Origin of the sequence: Nostoc flagelliforme FACHB-838, from assembly GCF_014698065.1 — a bacterium.
Taxonomy (GTDB): domain Bacteria; phylum Cyanobacteriota; class Cyanobacteriia; order Cyanobacteriales; family Nostocaceae; genus Nostoc; species Nostoc flagelliforme_B.
In genome coordinates, this window is sequence record NZ_JACJSI010000028.1 from 52,343 (window position 1) to 67,299 (window position 14,957).

The 14,957-nt window shown below is 42.5% G+C and carries 13 protein-coding genes; 9 read left to right on the top strand and 4 right to left on the bottom strand.

Annotated features, from left to right (window positions below):
- Nucleotides 1-13 precede the first annotated feature (13 nt).
- From H6G97_RS16000 to H6G97_RS16015, 4 genes are all read left to right on the top strand, one after another.
- Nucleotides 14-574, top strand: coding sequence for a GNAT family N-acetyltransferase (locus tag H6G97_RS16000; protein WP_190941734.1), 561 nt, complete (start codon nt 14-16; stop codon nt 572-574).
- A 116-nt stretch (nt 575-690) separates the two neighbouring features.
- Nucleotides 691-2,847, top strand: a complete 2,157-nt coding sequence (locus tag H6G97_RS16005; protein ID WP_190914286.1) for a polyribonucleotide nucleotidyltransferase — start codon at nt 691-693, stop codon at nt 2,845-2,847.
- 341 nt (nt 2,848-3,188) lie between these two features.
- A complete protein-coding gene (gene ovoA, locus H6G97_RS16010) occupies nt 3,189-4,538 on the top strand; it encodes a 5-histidylcysteine sulfoxide synthase (RefSeq protein ID WP_190941735.1) in 1,350 nt (449 codons plus the stop codon).
- Nucleotides 4,539-4,554: 16 nt separating this feature from the next.
- Nucleotides 4,555-5,049, top strand: a complete 495-nt coding sequence (locus tag H6G97_RS16015) for a DUF427 domain-containing protein (protein WP_190941736.1) — start codon at nt 4,555-4,557, stop codon at nt 5,047-5,049.
- Nucleotides 5,050-5,147: 98 nt separating this feature from the next.
- Here H6G97_RS16015 and H6G97_RS52470 read toward each other — a convergent pair whose 3' ends face one another.
- The 4 genes from H6G97_RS52470 to ilvC form a co-directional block, all read right to left on the bottom strand.
- Nucleotides 5,148-6,020: a mechanosensitive ion channel family protein gene (locus H6G97_RS52470; RefSeq protein ID WP_242054946.1), complete on the bottom strand. Its 873-nt coding sequence runs from the start codon at nt 6,018-6,020 to the stop codon at nt 5,148-5,150.
- A 42-nt stretch (nt 6,021-6,062) separates the two neighbouring features.
- Complete coding sequence (locus H6G97_RS52475; RefSeq protein WP_242054947.1) at nt 6,063-6,350, bottom strand: hypothetical protein; 288 nt, start codon at nt 6,348-6,350, stop codon at nt 6,063-6,065.
- A 30-nt stretch (nt 6,351-6,380) separates the two neighbouring features.
- Nucleotides 6,381-6,752, bottom strand: a complete 372-nt coding sequence (locus H6G97_RS52480) for a hypothetical protein (protein WP_242054948.1) — start codon at nt 6,750-6,752, stop codon at nt 6,381-6,383.
- A gap of 324 nt (nt 6,753-7,076) precedes the next feature.
- The gene (gene ilvC, locus H6G97_RS16025; protein WP_190941737.1) at nt 7,077-8,072 is read right to left on the bottom strand and encodes a ketol-acid reductoisomerase; all 996 of its coding nucleotides are present in this window, start codon (nt 8,070-8,072) and stop codon (nt 7,077-7,079) included.
- Nucleotides 8,073-8,748: 676 nt separating this feature from the next.
- On the opposite strand from ilvC, the gene H6G97_RS16030 reads away from it, so the two are divergent.
- The 5 genes from H6G97_RS16030 (at nt 8,749) to H6G97_RS16050 (ending at nt 14,945) form a co-directional block, all read left to right on the top strand.
- Nucleotides 8,749-9,618, top strand: coding sequence for a DNA adenine methylase (locus H6G97_RS16030; RefSeq protein ID WP_190941738.1), 870 nt, complete (start codon nt 8,749-8,751; stop codon nt 9,616-9,618).
- Entirely contained in the window at nt 9,585-10,598 is a 1,014-nt protein-coding gene (locus H6G97_RS16035) for a restriction endonuclease, SacI family (protein WP_242054949.1), read from the top strand. Before H6G97_RS16030 ends, H6G97_RS16035 begins: the two co-directional genes overlap by 34 nt.
- A 476-nt stretch (nt 10,599-11,074) precedes the next feature.
- Complete coding sequence (locus H6G97_RS16040) at nt 11,075-11,995, top strand: DUF4349 domain-containing protein (RefSeq protein WP_190941739.1); 921 nt, start codon at nt 11,075-11,077, stop codon at nt 11,993-11,995.
- Between the two features lie 234 nt (nt 11,996-12,229).
- Nucleotides 12,230-13,585 carry an NAD(P)/FAD-dependent oxidoreductase gene (locus H6G97_RS16045; RefSeq protein ID WP_190941740.1) on the top strand — a complete coding sequence of 452 codons (1,356 nt, stop codon included), beginning with the start codon at nt 12,230-12,232 and terminating at the stop codon, nt 13,583-13,585.
- Between the two features lie 124 nt (nt 13,586-13,709).
- The gene (locus tag H6G97_RS16050) at nt 13,710-14,945 is read left to right on the top strand and encodes an LL-diaminopimelate aminotransferase (RefSeq protein ID WP_190941741.1); all 1,236 of its coding nucleotides are present in this window, start codon (nt 13,710-13,712) and stop codon (nt 14,943-14,945) included.
- Nucleotides 14,946-14,957 lie beyond the last annotated feature (12 nt).

Below are 14,957 nucleotides of genomic sequence, written 5' to 3' on the forward strand. Positions count from 1 at the left end.
AAAATTATTAATAATGATTTTCCCCCTAATTAAAGTTTTAAAAAATGGGATATTAGTGGAACTAGATTATATGCATCCTCAAGAACAGGAGGTTGTAAGAGCATTACTCAATGTTGTAATTATTGAAGGTAAAACTTATCCCCAAAAGCAACCTCTATCTCAGGCAGAATTTTCAGCTTACTGGTTGAGTAAGGATGCCTTTGTTGTCAGGACATCTGGTCAGGATGGTACACACAAGCCAAAAGAAATATTAGGGGCGTTTTATTTAAAACCCAACTTTCCCGGTCGGTGTTGCCATATTTGCAACGCTGGTTTTATTGTACAACCTGCCTTACGCGGTCAGGGGATTGGGCGGTTCATGGGGGAGGCAATGCTCTTGATAGCAGCAAACCTGGGGTACGAAGCAGTGATGTTCAATTTGGTCTTTGAAACTAATATACCTTCAATTACCCTTTGGCAGTCGTTAGGATTTGAGATCATTGGGCGCATTGAGCGTGCAGCGAAGCTAGAGGATGAAGTAGTAGACGCGCTGATCATGTATCGCACTTTGGATTTATTAACTGTTGACGGTTAACCGTTAACAGTCATCAGTCAATAGTTATCTTTGTATGTACCAGAAGCCAGTCATAGTACATAAATGTTAGGATTGCCACAGAAAGAGAATAGCGAAAGAGAAGGAAAAAAAACTGAATGGCAGAAGTTGATAAGTCAATATCCTTCGATGGAAGGGATATTCGGCTGAAAGTAGGCTTACTAGCTCCCCAGGCAGGTGGGTCGGTTTTGATAGAATCAGGGGACACATCCGTTTTAGTGACAGCTACGCGATCGCAAGCCAGAGAAGGCATTGATTTTCTTCCACTCACAGTAGATTACGAAGAAAGGCTGTATGCCGCTGGTAGAATTCCCGGAGGGATTATGCGGCGCGAAGGTCGTCCACCAGAAAAAACAATTCTCACCAGTCGTCTTATAGACCGTCCCATGCGTCCCCTGTTCCCTTCATGGCTACGGGATGACCTGCAAATTATTGCCTTAACGCTGTCGATGGACGAGTTAGTTCCACCCGATGTGCTAGCAGTTACAGGTGCTTCAATTGCTACCCTGATTGCCCAGATTCCTTTTAATGGGCCAATGGCAGCAGTGCGGGTTGGTTTAGTGGGAGATGATTTCATTATTAACCCCACTTATGCAGAAACCGAAGCTGGAGACTTGGATCTGGTAGTAGCAGGTTCACCACATGGCGTAATCATGGTGGAGGCGGGAGCCAATCAGTTGCCAGAGCGAGATATTCTCGAGGCGATTGACTTTGGTTATGAAGCAGTGCGGGACTTAATCAAAGCGCAGCAAGATTTAATCGCAGAACTGGGTTTGGTAATAGTGCAAGAAGCACCACCAGAAGTAGACCAAACTCTGGAAAATTATATCCGCGATCGCGCTAGCGGTGAGATTAAGAAAATCCTGTCTCAATTTAGTTTCACCAAACCCGAACGCGATGCAGCTTTAGATGTCGTCAAGGATGAAATTGCCGCGACGATTACCGAACTGCCAGAAGAAGACCCAATTCGAGTTGCCGCAACTGCAAATAAGAAGGCACTTGGTAACACTTTTAAAGATATTACCAAACACTTCATGCGGCGACAAATTATTGAAGATAACGTCCGCGTTGATGGTCGTAAACTCGATCAAGTGCGTCCCGTTTCTTGTTTAGTTGATGTCTTACCAAAGCGAGTTCACGGTAGCGGTTTATTTAACCGGGAACTAACTCAGGTATTATCCACTTGTACTCTGGGTACACCTGGGGATGCTCAAAACCTTAACGATGATATGCAGCTAGATCAGCACAAGCGTTACCTGCATCATTACAACTTCCCGCCGTTCTCAGTCGGGGAAACCAAGCCAATGCGGGCCCCAGGAAGGCGCGAAATTGGTCACGGGGCATTAGCAGAACGAGCGCTACTACCTGTGCTACCGTCAAAAGAACAATTTCCCTACGTGATTCGGATTGTATCGGAAGTACTTTCTTCCAACGGTTCCACTTCAATGGGTTCAGTGTGCGGTTCCACCCTAGCTTTGATGGATGCTGGTGTACCAATTATCAAACCCGTCAGTGGCGCAGCAATGGGTCTGATTAAGGATGGGGACGAAGTGCGAATCCTCACCGATATTCAGGGCATTGAAGACTTTTTGGGCGACATGGACTTCAAAGTTGCCGGGACGGATACCGGGATTACCGCCTTGCAAATGGATATGAAAATCTCCGGTTTGTCGTTGGAGGTTATTTCCCAAGCCGTTCACCAAGCTAAAGCAGCCCGGTTGCACATTCTGGAGAAAATGCTTGCCTGCATTGACACGCCACGGACTGAAACCTCAGCTTATGCCCCACGTCTGCTAACAATTAAGATTGATTCAGACATGATTGGTCTGATCATCGGCCCTGGAGGCAAGACTATTAAGGGTATTACAGAGGAAACTGGTGCAAAAATTGACATCGAAGATGATGGCACCGTGACGATTTCTGCTGTGGATGAGAACAAGGCCAAGAGAGCCAAAAACATCATCCAAGGCATGACTCGCAAGCTGCATGAAGGGGATGTTTACGCAGGGCGCATCACTCGAATTATACCCATAGGTGCATTTGTAGAATTTCTGCCTGGAAAAGAAGGGATGATCCACATCTCACAACTAGCTGACTACCGCGTTGGCAAAGTTGAGGATGAAGTAGCGGTGGGCGATGAAGTGATTATCAAAGTGCGCGAAATTGATAACAAAGGTCGCATTAATCTCACCCGCTTAGGTATCCACCCAGATCAAGCAGCAGCAGCAAGAGAAGCTGCGGCGGTGAATCGGTAACTCGATTTGGGATTTTAGATTTATATCTAAAATCCGCGATGCCTACTGTGAAGGCATCGCCGTATGCTTCTCTAATTAGTTGCAATCTTAACTTGATAGCAAGAAGACAGTTAATAAATGTTTTAAACTCGCCTATACCTGTTGAGCAACGTTATTACATTATTTATATTATTTTGGCAAGCCGTAATTAAAGTAATTTAAACTATACCTTTTATGTATTTACAAATTGAGCAGATTGTCTGATCATAACGACACAAGACAAAAGATGATGAACAAAACTTTTTTTTATAAGAAGTGTTAGTTTATGTAATTTGTCTGATGAATGTTATATCAAAAATCTCATGGCTTTAGTTCAAACGATAAATAAACTGACATCAACTCAAGTCCCCAGACTTAATGATTGCAGTTCACAAAGCCTGCTCAACTACTTTGAGACTTCTTGGCGACTTGAAGAAACACTTATGAAAAGTTTGGTCGGGGAAGAAACTTTTTATCTTAACCCCGATCCTTTAAGAAACCGTCTAATTTTTTATCTTGGTCATTCAGCCGTTTTTTTTATCAACAAGTTAATTGCCGTTGGTTTAATCAAAGCTCGAATTAATTCAGAATACGAAACCCTATTTGAAATCGGAGTTGATCCACAAACACCGACAGAACTCGAAGCAGCTATGCAAGGGGTTAGCTGGCCTGATGTAGAAAAAGTTTGGCAATATCGGGATAAGGCACAAGAGGCGATCGCAAAGGTAATTCAAAATACTCCCCTGGATCTCCCCATTCATCAACAGCATCCCTTCTGGGCTTTGCTGATGGGGATAGAACATAGTCGCATTCACTTTGAAACCTCTTCGATGCTGGTGCGTCAATTGCCTACCGATCGCTTAAAACGTCCCCAAGGCTGGAATTACGCACCTAGCAACGCGAACATTCCCAATAATGAAATGCGCTCCATTCCAGGCGGTGTGGTGAAACTAGGAAAACCCAAGGATGATCTTACATTTGGTTGGGATAGCGAATATGGCGATCGCACTGTTGAAGTTAAACCGTTTTTAGCTAGTCAATATCTAATCAGTAACGGCGAATATCTGAAATTTGTTCAGGCTGGTGGCTACAACAATCCAGACTACTGGAATGCTGAATCTTGGGATTGGAAGCAACTCTACAACGTCCAACATCCCAAATTCTGGATACCTTTCGAGGATGGCTACCGCTATCGAGCCACATTCGACGAAATAGACTTACCCTTAGACTGGCCTGTAGAAGTCAATTACTACGAAGCGATCGCATTTTGTCGTTTTCAAGGCTCAGAAATTCGCTTGATGACTGAAGCTGAATGGAATCAAGCTTTACTTATCTCTGAGGATAACCAGTTATCAAATAACTATAATCTCAACTTACAATTCATTTCCCCCAGCCCAGTGGGAATGTTCAAACCAGCTAATAGTGCTTCTGGACTTTACGATCTCAGAGGAAATCTCTGGGAATGGTTGGGGGACACTTTCAACGCCCTACCAGGATTTCAACCTCATCCGCTTTACGAAGATCAAGCAGCACCCTTTTTTGATGATAAACATCAGATGATGCTCGGCGGTTCTTGGGCTACTAATGGTTCAATGGCATTACCAACATATCGCAACTGGTTTCGTCCCTACTTTTATCAACACTCTGGTTTTAGAATTGCCCAAGACATTTGAAAGGAGATTACAGAGAATGAGACCAAATGCAATCCCACCACAACCCGGTCAAGAATCAGTTTGGGATTATCCCCGTCCGGCTCGTTTAGAAGATAGCAACAAATCAATTCGGATAATTTGTAATGGTACTGTTTTAGCAGAAACAACTAAAGCTAAAAGAGTCCTAGAAACTAGCCATCCTCCTGTTTATTACCTTCCTTCTGAAGACATTAAACTAGAATATCTGATAGAAACACCTAAAAAAACTTGGTGTGAATGGAAAGGTAAGTGTCAATATTTTGATATCAGCATCGGTGAAAAGTATATAAGGAACGCTGCTTGGCGATATATTGAACCCACACCTGATTTTGTAACGATTCAAGAATACTATGCTTTTTACCCTAGCTTAATGGATGCTTGCTATGTAAATGATGAGCTACTTATGTCTCAACCGGGTGATTTCTACGGAGGATGGATTACTGCTGATATTGTCGGGCCATTTAAAGGTAGCCCAGGAACAATGGGGTGGTAACTTAGGGACTTCTAAATAACAAATATCCCATCCCATTTTAAAGGATGGGATGAACTTAACAGCACTTGATGTCAACATCCAACAAAATATATTACTGTTTATTTTTCCTGTTGATTTTTTGCAGATTCATTAGTAGCATCATTTGAAGTGTCTGTCTGCAACTGGCTTTTTAACAAAGCAATCAAACCTTCAGAAAGTTGAGATAAAGAATTTTCTAACTGGGGTGAAAGTTGTAAGGGTAAACTTGCAGAATCTAAATGTAGTGAGCGTTGTGGAAAAGGAATATTAATATTTTGCTGCCGGAAAGTTTCGTCAATTTTAAAATATAAATCGCTCTTAATCTGAAACTGTTTGCGAGGTTTAGCAATCCAAACTAGCAATTGAAAATTTAAAAAATCCTCACCATATTGTTGAAACCAAACAAGAGGTGTTGGTTTTTTTAATATATCATGATTTTCATGCGCTACTTCTAATAATGCAGAGCGGATAGTACTAATATTTGCACCATAAGCCACGCGCACAGGGAATACTAAACGAGATACCGAACCCCGATGGTTCCAATTGATTACTTCTGTATCTAACAAACGCGAATTGGGTACAATAACTACTATGTCGTCTAAACTGCGAATATGAGTACTGCGAGCATTTAATCGCTCTACGGTTCCCATAAATTCGCCAATTTCCACAAAGTCACCAACTTCAATAGCACGCTCAAAGGTAATCACAAAACCGCTAACTAGTTCTTTAGCAACTCCCTGTAAACCAAACCCGATGGCTACACCAAAAATACTGGCTAATATTGCTAGGGAACTGATATCCAAACCCCAAATTTGCAGCAACAAAACTGTACCGATAAAAATCAGACTGTACTGGATAGAAACTGCAATTGATTCTTGAACACCACGGCTAACATTGGTCATGTTTAGTACGCGCGATCGCAGCAAATTAGTCAGAGTTCCAGCTGTAGCCAATACTCCAAAAAATAAGCTGATGAAGATAATTATATTGATTACCTAATAAGAGCTTTCCCCAATGCTAATTACTGGTGACGTTAAGCTCATCCAAAGAATGTTGGCAATGCGCCTACTCCATTCTCGTGTTAAAGGAAATAAGTCAGTAATATAGATTGCGATCGCTATCCATAACAGCGATCGCACTACAAACAGGGTCAATTTTAAAAATAATTCAACTCCTTTGGGTTGCGCTCCAGTTTCGGGGTGATTCACTTCTCTCGGAAGCAGCCGCCGTAACCAATAGCGCCAAACCCAACCTAACATTAAATGCAGAGCGATCGCACCCAATACTGATAAAATTGCAAATAATATTGCCCGTCAAAAATAACTTAATCTTCGTTCTTCTTGACCTTGCTGAACTGCCTCACGAATTCGTTGTACCCAAATTTTTGCTTGCTCTTGTTTTGTTCTACCAGTAAAAGTATCTTCTTGTGTTACCGTCAGTAAATGGCGGCTATTCACCAAAATTACAGGTAATTGATTAATTTCTACAATCTCGACCTTCACAGGATCTGGGAAACGGACTACTTCTCTTAAAATTAAGTTGGCATCCGCAGCACGACTTTCAGCACTAAATTGTCCTGCTTCACTCACTTCAAATAACTTGCGACCATCTACCGAAATCACATCTGTTGATATTGATTGAGCTTGCACCGACATTTCAGTGGTTAAAAGGCATCCTATAATCATGTTTGCAACAATTACAAGGATAAAAAAACCAGTTATTTTCTTTAGCATTTACTGTGTCAAAAGTAGAAAGCCCATCAACTTTAGCCCTGGGATAAATACTTTATTTCCCATAGATTATTCCATCCTATCGTGCTTCGTGCAGCGCAATAGGATGGCTTCGTTCATATATCTGTGACTTCAGTAAGGGAGCATCTCACTTTTGCAAATATACCAGGCGATTAGAAATCGCGGCTATACAAACCAAGTCCGCCTAGGCGGACTCAAAGAATTTAAAACCCACGAAGGTGGGTTTTGTTTGTATAGCTGCGAATTCCATTCGCCTGGTTAGGCTTTTTTCAACCAGCTAAACATAGCGCGTAAATCTTTGCCAACTTCCTCAATTTTGTGTTCAGCTTCTTTACGACGCATAGCGGTAAATCCTGGTTTACCAGCTTGGTTTTCTAGAACAAATTCTCGTGCAAATTGCCCAGATTGAATTTCACTGAGAATCTTCTGCATTTCAACTTTGGTTTGTTCAGTAACAATCCGCGGCCCACGAGTATAATCGCCATATTCAGCAGTGTTAGAAATGCTATCGCGCATTTTAGCTAAACCACCTTCTACAACCAAGTCAACAATCAGCTTGACTTCATGCAGACATTCAAAATAAGCCAATTCTGGTTGATAACCAGCTTCTACCAAAGTTTCAAATCCAGCTTTGATTAAAGCACTCAAACCACCGCACAATACCGCTTGTTCACCAAATAAATCTGTTTCGGTTTCTTCGCGGAAAGTAGTTTCGAGAACACCGGCACGAGTACCACCGATACCTCTAGCATAAGCCATCGCGCGATCGCGTGCCTGACCACTGGCATCTTGATAAACTGCAAACAACGCTGGTACGCCTTCACCCTGTTCATAAGTCCGTCGTACTAAATGCCCCGGCCCTTTGGGTGCTACCATCACCACATCTACGTTAGCCGGTGGTACAACTTGCCCAAAATGAATATTGAAACCGTGGGCAAAAGCTAACACATTTCCTTCTTTAAGATTGGGTTCAATCTCGTTTTTATAAATCGTTTTTTGGACTTCATCAGGTAACAAAATCATGATGAAATCAGCAGCATTGGCAGCATCTGCAACATTCTTCACAGTTAACCCAGCAGCTTCAGCTTTTGCTACTGACTTACTACCCGGATATAGTCCCACAATCACATTCAAACCACTATCTTTGAGATTGAGAGCGTGGGCATGACCTTGAGAACCATAGCCGATGATAGCAATAGTTTTTCCAGCCAAAAGGTCTAAATTGGCATCTTCGTCATAATACATCCGGGCCATAGAAGCATCTCCTGTCAGCAAGCATCGTCATTTATTGGCAGGCTTACGATTGTACCTCAAATTGAGTAACACAGATGAACTGTCAATTATTGAATTTATCTTTTTGAACTCAGGGGGAGTGTTTACGACGACAATAATCGCCTAACTTCTTTATCTAACAAAAAATCCAATTGTTAAGTAGTAACCTTTCACTTACGTTTAGTATTCCCTCTTTTTTGAACTGAATACCACCTGTATCTATACACGCTAGGGCAATACTCAAGCGCTCATGATTGCTTTCATCCCGTTACCGCTACCTGGACTTTGTTCAATGGCTTTTGGTTGCTTGCCTACTTGGTAGCTTCAGAATGTGAGCGTACCACCTCCGAAGTCAAGAATATGGAACTCACTGCAATTATCTGGAATAAGGTTATTAGCTTCTAGAGATGCTCCGTTCTACTCCGGCTGGTATAAAACTCAGACAGGATAAACTTTTGCAGACTATTTTCCCGGAAATTACACGTATCTAATACTGTTGGCGATCGCCTTACCGAAAAAGAATATTTACATTATTCTCTGAAAAAATAATGTAAGTATTCTTGTTTGTTTATACTTTATTTCTCAACACTATATAATAAATTGCGTTTTACCCTTATCCTCGGTTTTGGGTAAAACACTGCCTTTGAGGTTGGCTTTTATGGCAAAGAAAATTGCATTTGGTTGGTATGGCGGCAAGTACAGTCATTTAGACTGGCTTTTACCCTTGTTGTCAAAAACGACCCACTACTGCGAACCCTTTGGCGGTTCAGCAGCCGTGTTGTTGAACCGGGAGCCTTCACCTGTGGAAACCTACAATGATATTGATGGCCAGGTAGTCAACTTTTTTCGCGTACTACGCGACCAAAAAGACCAACTCATCGAGGCGATTGGTTTAACCCCATTTTCGCGTGAAGAATTTCGGATTGCTATTACCAAGGAAGAAGAGAGTTTATCAGACTTGGAAAAGGCTAGACGATTTTTCGTCCGGGCGCGACAAGTGAGAACAGGCTTGGCACAAACCGCCAGTGTTGGACGATGGGCGCACTGCAAACTTACTAGCCGCGCTGGAATGGCTGGTGCAGTTTCCCGGTGGCTTGGTAGTGTTGAGGATCTGCCCGAAATCGTGCAACGGTTGCTACGCGTGCAAATTGAGAACGACCGAGCAATTGATATTATTCGACGGTACGATAGTCCAGAAACATTATTTTACTGTGATCCCCCGTACCCGCACGATTCCCGTGGGGATAGCAAGGCTTACGCTTATGAAATGACCGACGACCAGCATCGGCAACTAGCGGATGTTTTACGTTCAGTCAAAGGTAAAGTTGCCCTTTCAGGCTATGATTGTTCGTTGATGCAGGAACTATATAGTGACTGGAACTGCATTAAAGCGCCCGTGAAACACTGCCATTCCATCAAGCAGTTACGGCAAGAAGTACTTTGGCTCAATTATGACCCTCAAGCTTCCACACTTACTGTTGAAGAAATCGCTCCATGTCCACAACCCCAGCAGCTATCCTTGATGTAGCTTTACAAAAAGCCGAACCATCGATAGTCCAACCGATTGTCACCAATCCCAGCATTGCTGAAAAAATTGACTATGTATCGCGCTATGTAGGCAATCGTGCTGTAGTTCGTTTGTTGCTGGCCTGCTCTTTGGCAGCAATTCACCGTGGGAATGTTGATATCCGTAAGCCTTACACCGAAATAGGCACACCAGATGCTTACTCTGGACGCTACTACGATGAAAGTTACATCACAGCATTCATTAACCAGCATGAGTTGCCTTGCAATCCCACTACTGCGTTCCTCACTCCTGCCCTGCGGAATCGTAACATCACCTTAACCCCAGCAGTCAATCTAGTGGGACGACCGCCTAAACTCTACGAAGTCGCCTTGGAATTACTTGATGATGTTCATGAAGGCAGAATAACTGCTGAGGAACTGCTAGCCCAAACTATTCGCTGTCTAATTATTGCTCGCAACGAGAAGCGGCAGCGCATGGAAACACTACTAGCCGACCTGAAGAAGTCGGAAGATGCAATACCTTTGTCAGCAGAGGAAATTATCACACTCCTGAAACAGCATTTGGCTTGCCGAGGTTCAAGCCGTCTTCCTGTACTAATTGTTGCTGCTGCCTATCAAGTAGCAGAACAATATATTGGGGAGCGTTTTTTACCTCTAGAATCCCATAATGCAGCGGACGAGCAGACTGGAGCTTTGGGAGATTTGGAAATTACTTTAGTTGATGACGAGAAGGTGATTACCAGCTATGAAATGAAGACCCGACGTGTCACCTTAGCAGATATTGACCGTGCCTTGCAAAAAATCAACAGTACAGGCAAGCGGGTTGACAACTATATTTTTATCACGACGGATGTGATAGAGGAAGCTATTCAGGAATATGCCTCAAGTCTGTACGACCGTACAGATGGTATAGAGATTGTGGTTTTGGATTGTATCAGCTTTGTAGGTCACTTTCTGCATTTGTTCCATCGGCTGCGTTAGCGCAGCTTACCGAAGGTATCGCAATTTTTATCAGCCTACCAACAGCTAGTGCTAACAGAACCAGATAGTGCTGTTAGCCAACCTCTAAAAGAAGCTTTTTTAGGATTGAGACAGGCTGCTGAAAGTGCCAGGGAATTTTGACCGACAAGATACCGTAGGCTATTTTGAATTGGTATAAAGGCAGATTTGCAAGCAGCGATCGCAGATCCAACTTGTTTTCAAAATCAAACAATTTCAAAACGATCAACTACCAGAAAGCAATTTTACGACCCTATTGGCAAACAGACTTGTTGCAGATATTTTTTGAAATAATCTCAAATGACTTGCTAATAATCTTTTTGAAATATCTCATCAAGATGAATTCTCATTCTCTGTAAATAAAAATGACTAATCCTGTTACATAAATCGCAACAATACAGGCTTTGAGTTTTACTTCAGCAATACTGGGGTTAACTTCATCCATCTAGGGGTAGATTATGTACGCTTCAACAAAATTACCGCGCACATCTGCTTTTTTTGTAAGTGCGTTATTAGGAGGGTTGATTTTCACTAGTTGTGCCTCTTCCGAACAGACGGCAAATAAGGCTGCACCTCCAATTGCAGCCAATGGCGCGGTAAATCAATTACTTGCTAATGAAGGAAGTATTTCCCAAAAAACCGAAGTTGCATCAATAGTCCGTTCTCGTCCCCAACTCATCAAAAAAGCAGCAATCTCTTTGACTGTCAACTCTGTAGAGCAGACTGTTAATGCTGTTTCGCAAATTATCAATAAACAGCAAGGAGATTTAATTGGGTTGAAACAACAACAACCCAAAAACGACAACCCGCGTTACACAGCAACAATACAATTGCGGATACCAGAGAATCGGTTGGAATCTACTTTAGAACGGCTAGCTAAATTGGGCACTGTAGAGAGCCGTAATATCACTGCCGAAGATGTGGGCGATCGCCTGGTGGATTTCCAAGCTAGATTAACCAATTTGCAAAAAACTGAAGCCAATTTGCAAAAAATTATGGATCGGGCAGGTTCTGTTAGAGATGTGCTTACTGTTGCTCAAGAATTAAGTAATGTTAGACAAACAATAGAACAAATTAATGCCCAACTCAAAAGCCTACAAAATCAAGTTGCTTATTCCACTATTACGCTGAATTTACAAGCAGCAGTTTCTAGCACCAGTTCACAACCTGCCTTTGGTTTGCAAGTTCAGGAGACTTGGAACAAATCTACTCACTCCCTTAGTTCATTTTCCGTTGGCTTACTCAAGCTGGGTATTTGGTTAATTGTTTACAGCCCTTATTTGTTAATTTTTGCTGCTCTTTTCTATGGTTTTACCCGTTGGCGGCGAACGCATTCACCACGTTCGACACAAACCGCAGAATCAACTACTTCTGAGTGAATTTGCATAAATCCTACATCTACCGTTGATAAATTTACACAAGCAAAGAGCGATTCAAATATTGCCAACTCTTATTATCTGCGCCTCCATATTGAAAAGTTCTGTTTGTCTTGTAGTTTTGATTACTTTAATACTTCATCAAATGTAAACAGGAATACAAAATATATGATGACAATTTTGATACAAATTTGTTAAGAATAGTTACAATAGTTGGAATACCCGATAATATTTCTTATGGTAAATTCACTTGACAATAATCCACCTCATCAAGTAGTTATTGTTGGCGGTGGTTTTGGTGGACTTTATGCGGCCAAAACACTTGCTAAGGCGGCGGTAAACGTTACTCTGATTGATAAACGTAACTTTCATCTATTCCAACCCCTCTTATACCAAGTCGCCACAGGTGCGCTATCTCCTGCGGATATTTCCTCACCGTTGCGTTCTGTCCTCAGCAAGAGCAAGAATACGAAAGTGCTGCTGGGAGAGGTGAATAATATTGATCCAGAAGCAAAACAAGTGACTGTGGGTGACGAAGCAATAGATTACGATACGTTAATTGTCGCTACAGGTGCGAAGCATTCGTATTTTGGCAAAGATAACTGGGAAGAATTTGCCCCAGGCTTGAAAACAGTAGAAGATGCCATAGAAATGCGTCGCCGGATTTTTACGGCGTTTGAAGCCGCAGAAAAAGAAACCGATCCAGAAAAACGCCGGGCTTGGTTAACCTTTGTAATTGTTGGTGGTGGCCCAACTGGTGTAGAGTTAGCTGGTGCGATCGCAGAATTGGCAAATCAAACTCTTAAAGAAGATTTCCGCAACATCGACACCTCAGAAGCTAAGATTTTGCTATTAGAAGGTCTAGATCGGATTTTGCCACCCTTTGCACCAGAGTTATCACAAGAAGCGGAAGCATCTTTAACGCGCTTGGGGGTGGTTGTGCAGACAAAAACACTGGTAACGAATATTGAAAATGACATTGTTACCCTCAAACAAGGCGATGAAGTGAAAGAAATTGCCTCAAAAACGGTATTATGGGCAGCAGGTGTGAAAGCTTCAGCAATGGGGAAAGTGCTAGCAGAACGCACAGGTGCTGAATGCGATCGCGCTGGACGGATTATCGTCGAACCTGACTTGAGTATTAAGGGACATCCCAATATTTTTGTAATTGGCGACTTAGCAAATTTTTCTCATCAAAATGGTAAACCGCTACCTGGTGTTGCACCTGTAGCGAAGCAAGAAGGCGAATATGTAGCAACACTAGTCCAAAAGCGGCTTGCAGGTAACAGTTTACCGCCCTTTGCTTATGTTGATTATGGTAGTTTAGCGATGATTGGGCACAATTCTGCTGTGGTAGATTTGGGCTTTATGAAGCTGAAAGGTTTCTTTGCATGGTTGTTTTGGCTAGTGATTCACATCTACTTCTTAATTGAATTTAACAACAAATTAGTAGTAATGATTCAATGGGCATGGAACTATTTCACCCGTAATCGCGGAGCAAGATTAATTACAGGTCAAGAATCGCTTACGCAGTTAGGAATTAGCGATCGCAACAGTTATTCAGCCGATAATAAACAGCCAGTAAATGTCTAATTTGTCATTAGTCATTTGTCATTAGTTATTCTCCCCCTGCTCCCTCTTCCCCACTCCTCATAACAAAGTTATCGCCCTCATAAATTAGCAGTAAGCTATTTTAGGGCGTTTTTCATATTTACACATGGCAACTATTAACGACAACTACCTGAAACTGAAAGCGGGTTATCTGTTTCCAGAAATTGCTCGACGGGTGAATGCCTTTGCAGAAGCCAATCCTGATGCTAAAATCATCCGCTTGGGTATTGGTGATGTTACCGAACCTCTGCCGGAGGCTTGCCGCACAGCTATGATAAAGGCTGTGGAAGAAATGGGCGATCGCAATACCTTCAAAGGCTACGGCCCAGAGCAAGGCTACGCTTGGTTACGAGAAAAAATTGCTACTCACGATTTCCAAGCACGGGGAGCGGATATAGATGCTTCCGAAATTTTTATCTCCGATGGTTCCAAGTGCGACACCGGTAATATTCTGGAAATCTTTGGTCATGACAACATAATTGCCGTTACTGACCCCGTTTATCCCGTATATGTAGACACTAACGTTATGGTGGGAAATACGGCAGATGCCAACGATAAAGGCGAGTTTGAGGGTTTAGTTTATCTACCAATTACGGCTGATAACAACTTTACCGCCGAAATTCCCTCAAAGAAAGTCGATTTAATTTATCTCTGCTTTCCCAATAATCCCACTGGCGCAACTGCTACTAAAGAATATCTCAAAGCATGGGTGGACTATGCCAAAGCTAATAACTCGATTATTTTCTTTGATGCAGCCTACGAAGCTTACATTACCGACCCGTCCATTCCGCATTCAATTTATGAAATTGAAGGTGCAAGAGAAGTTGCGATCGAATTTCGTTCTTTCTCCAAAAATGCAGGTTTTACAGGAACTCGTTGCGCGTTAACTGTAGTACCGAAGACACTCACAGGAAAAGCTGCTGATGGTTCCGATGTGGAACTATGGAAACTCTGGAATCGCCGCCAGTCTACCAAATTTAATGGTGTTTCTTACATCGTCCAAAGGGGAGCCGAAGCTGTTTACTCCCAAGAAGGACAGGCACAAATTAAGGAATTGGTGAATTTCTATCTAGAAAACGCCAAAATTATCCGCGAAAAACTCACAGCCGCCGGATTATCAGTTTATGGAGGCGTGAATGCACCTTACGTTTGGGTGAAAACTCCTAATGGTTTATCCAGTTGGGAATTCTTTGATAAGTTACTGCAAACTGTCAACGTTGTAGGAACACCTGGTTCTGGCTTTGGTGCTGCGGGTGAAGGTTACTTCCGCATTTCGGCGTTTAACAGCCGGGAGAATGTCGAAGAGGCGATGAAGCGGATTACAGAGAAGTTTAAGGTGTAAGGCATTTTTTGC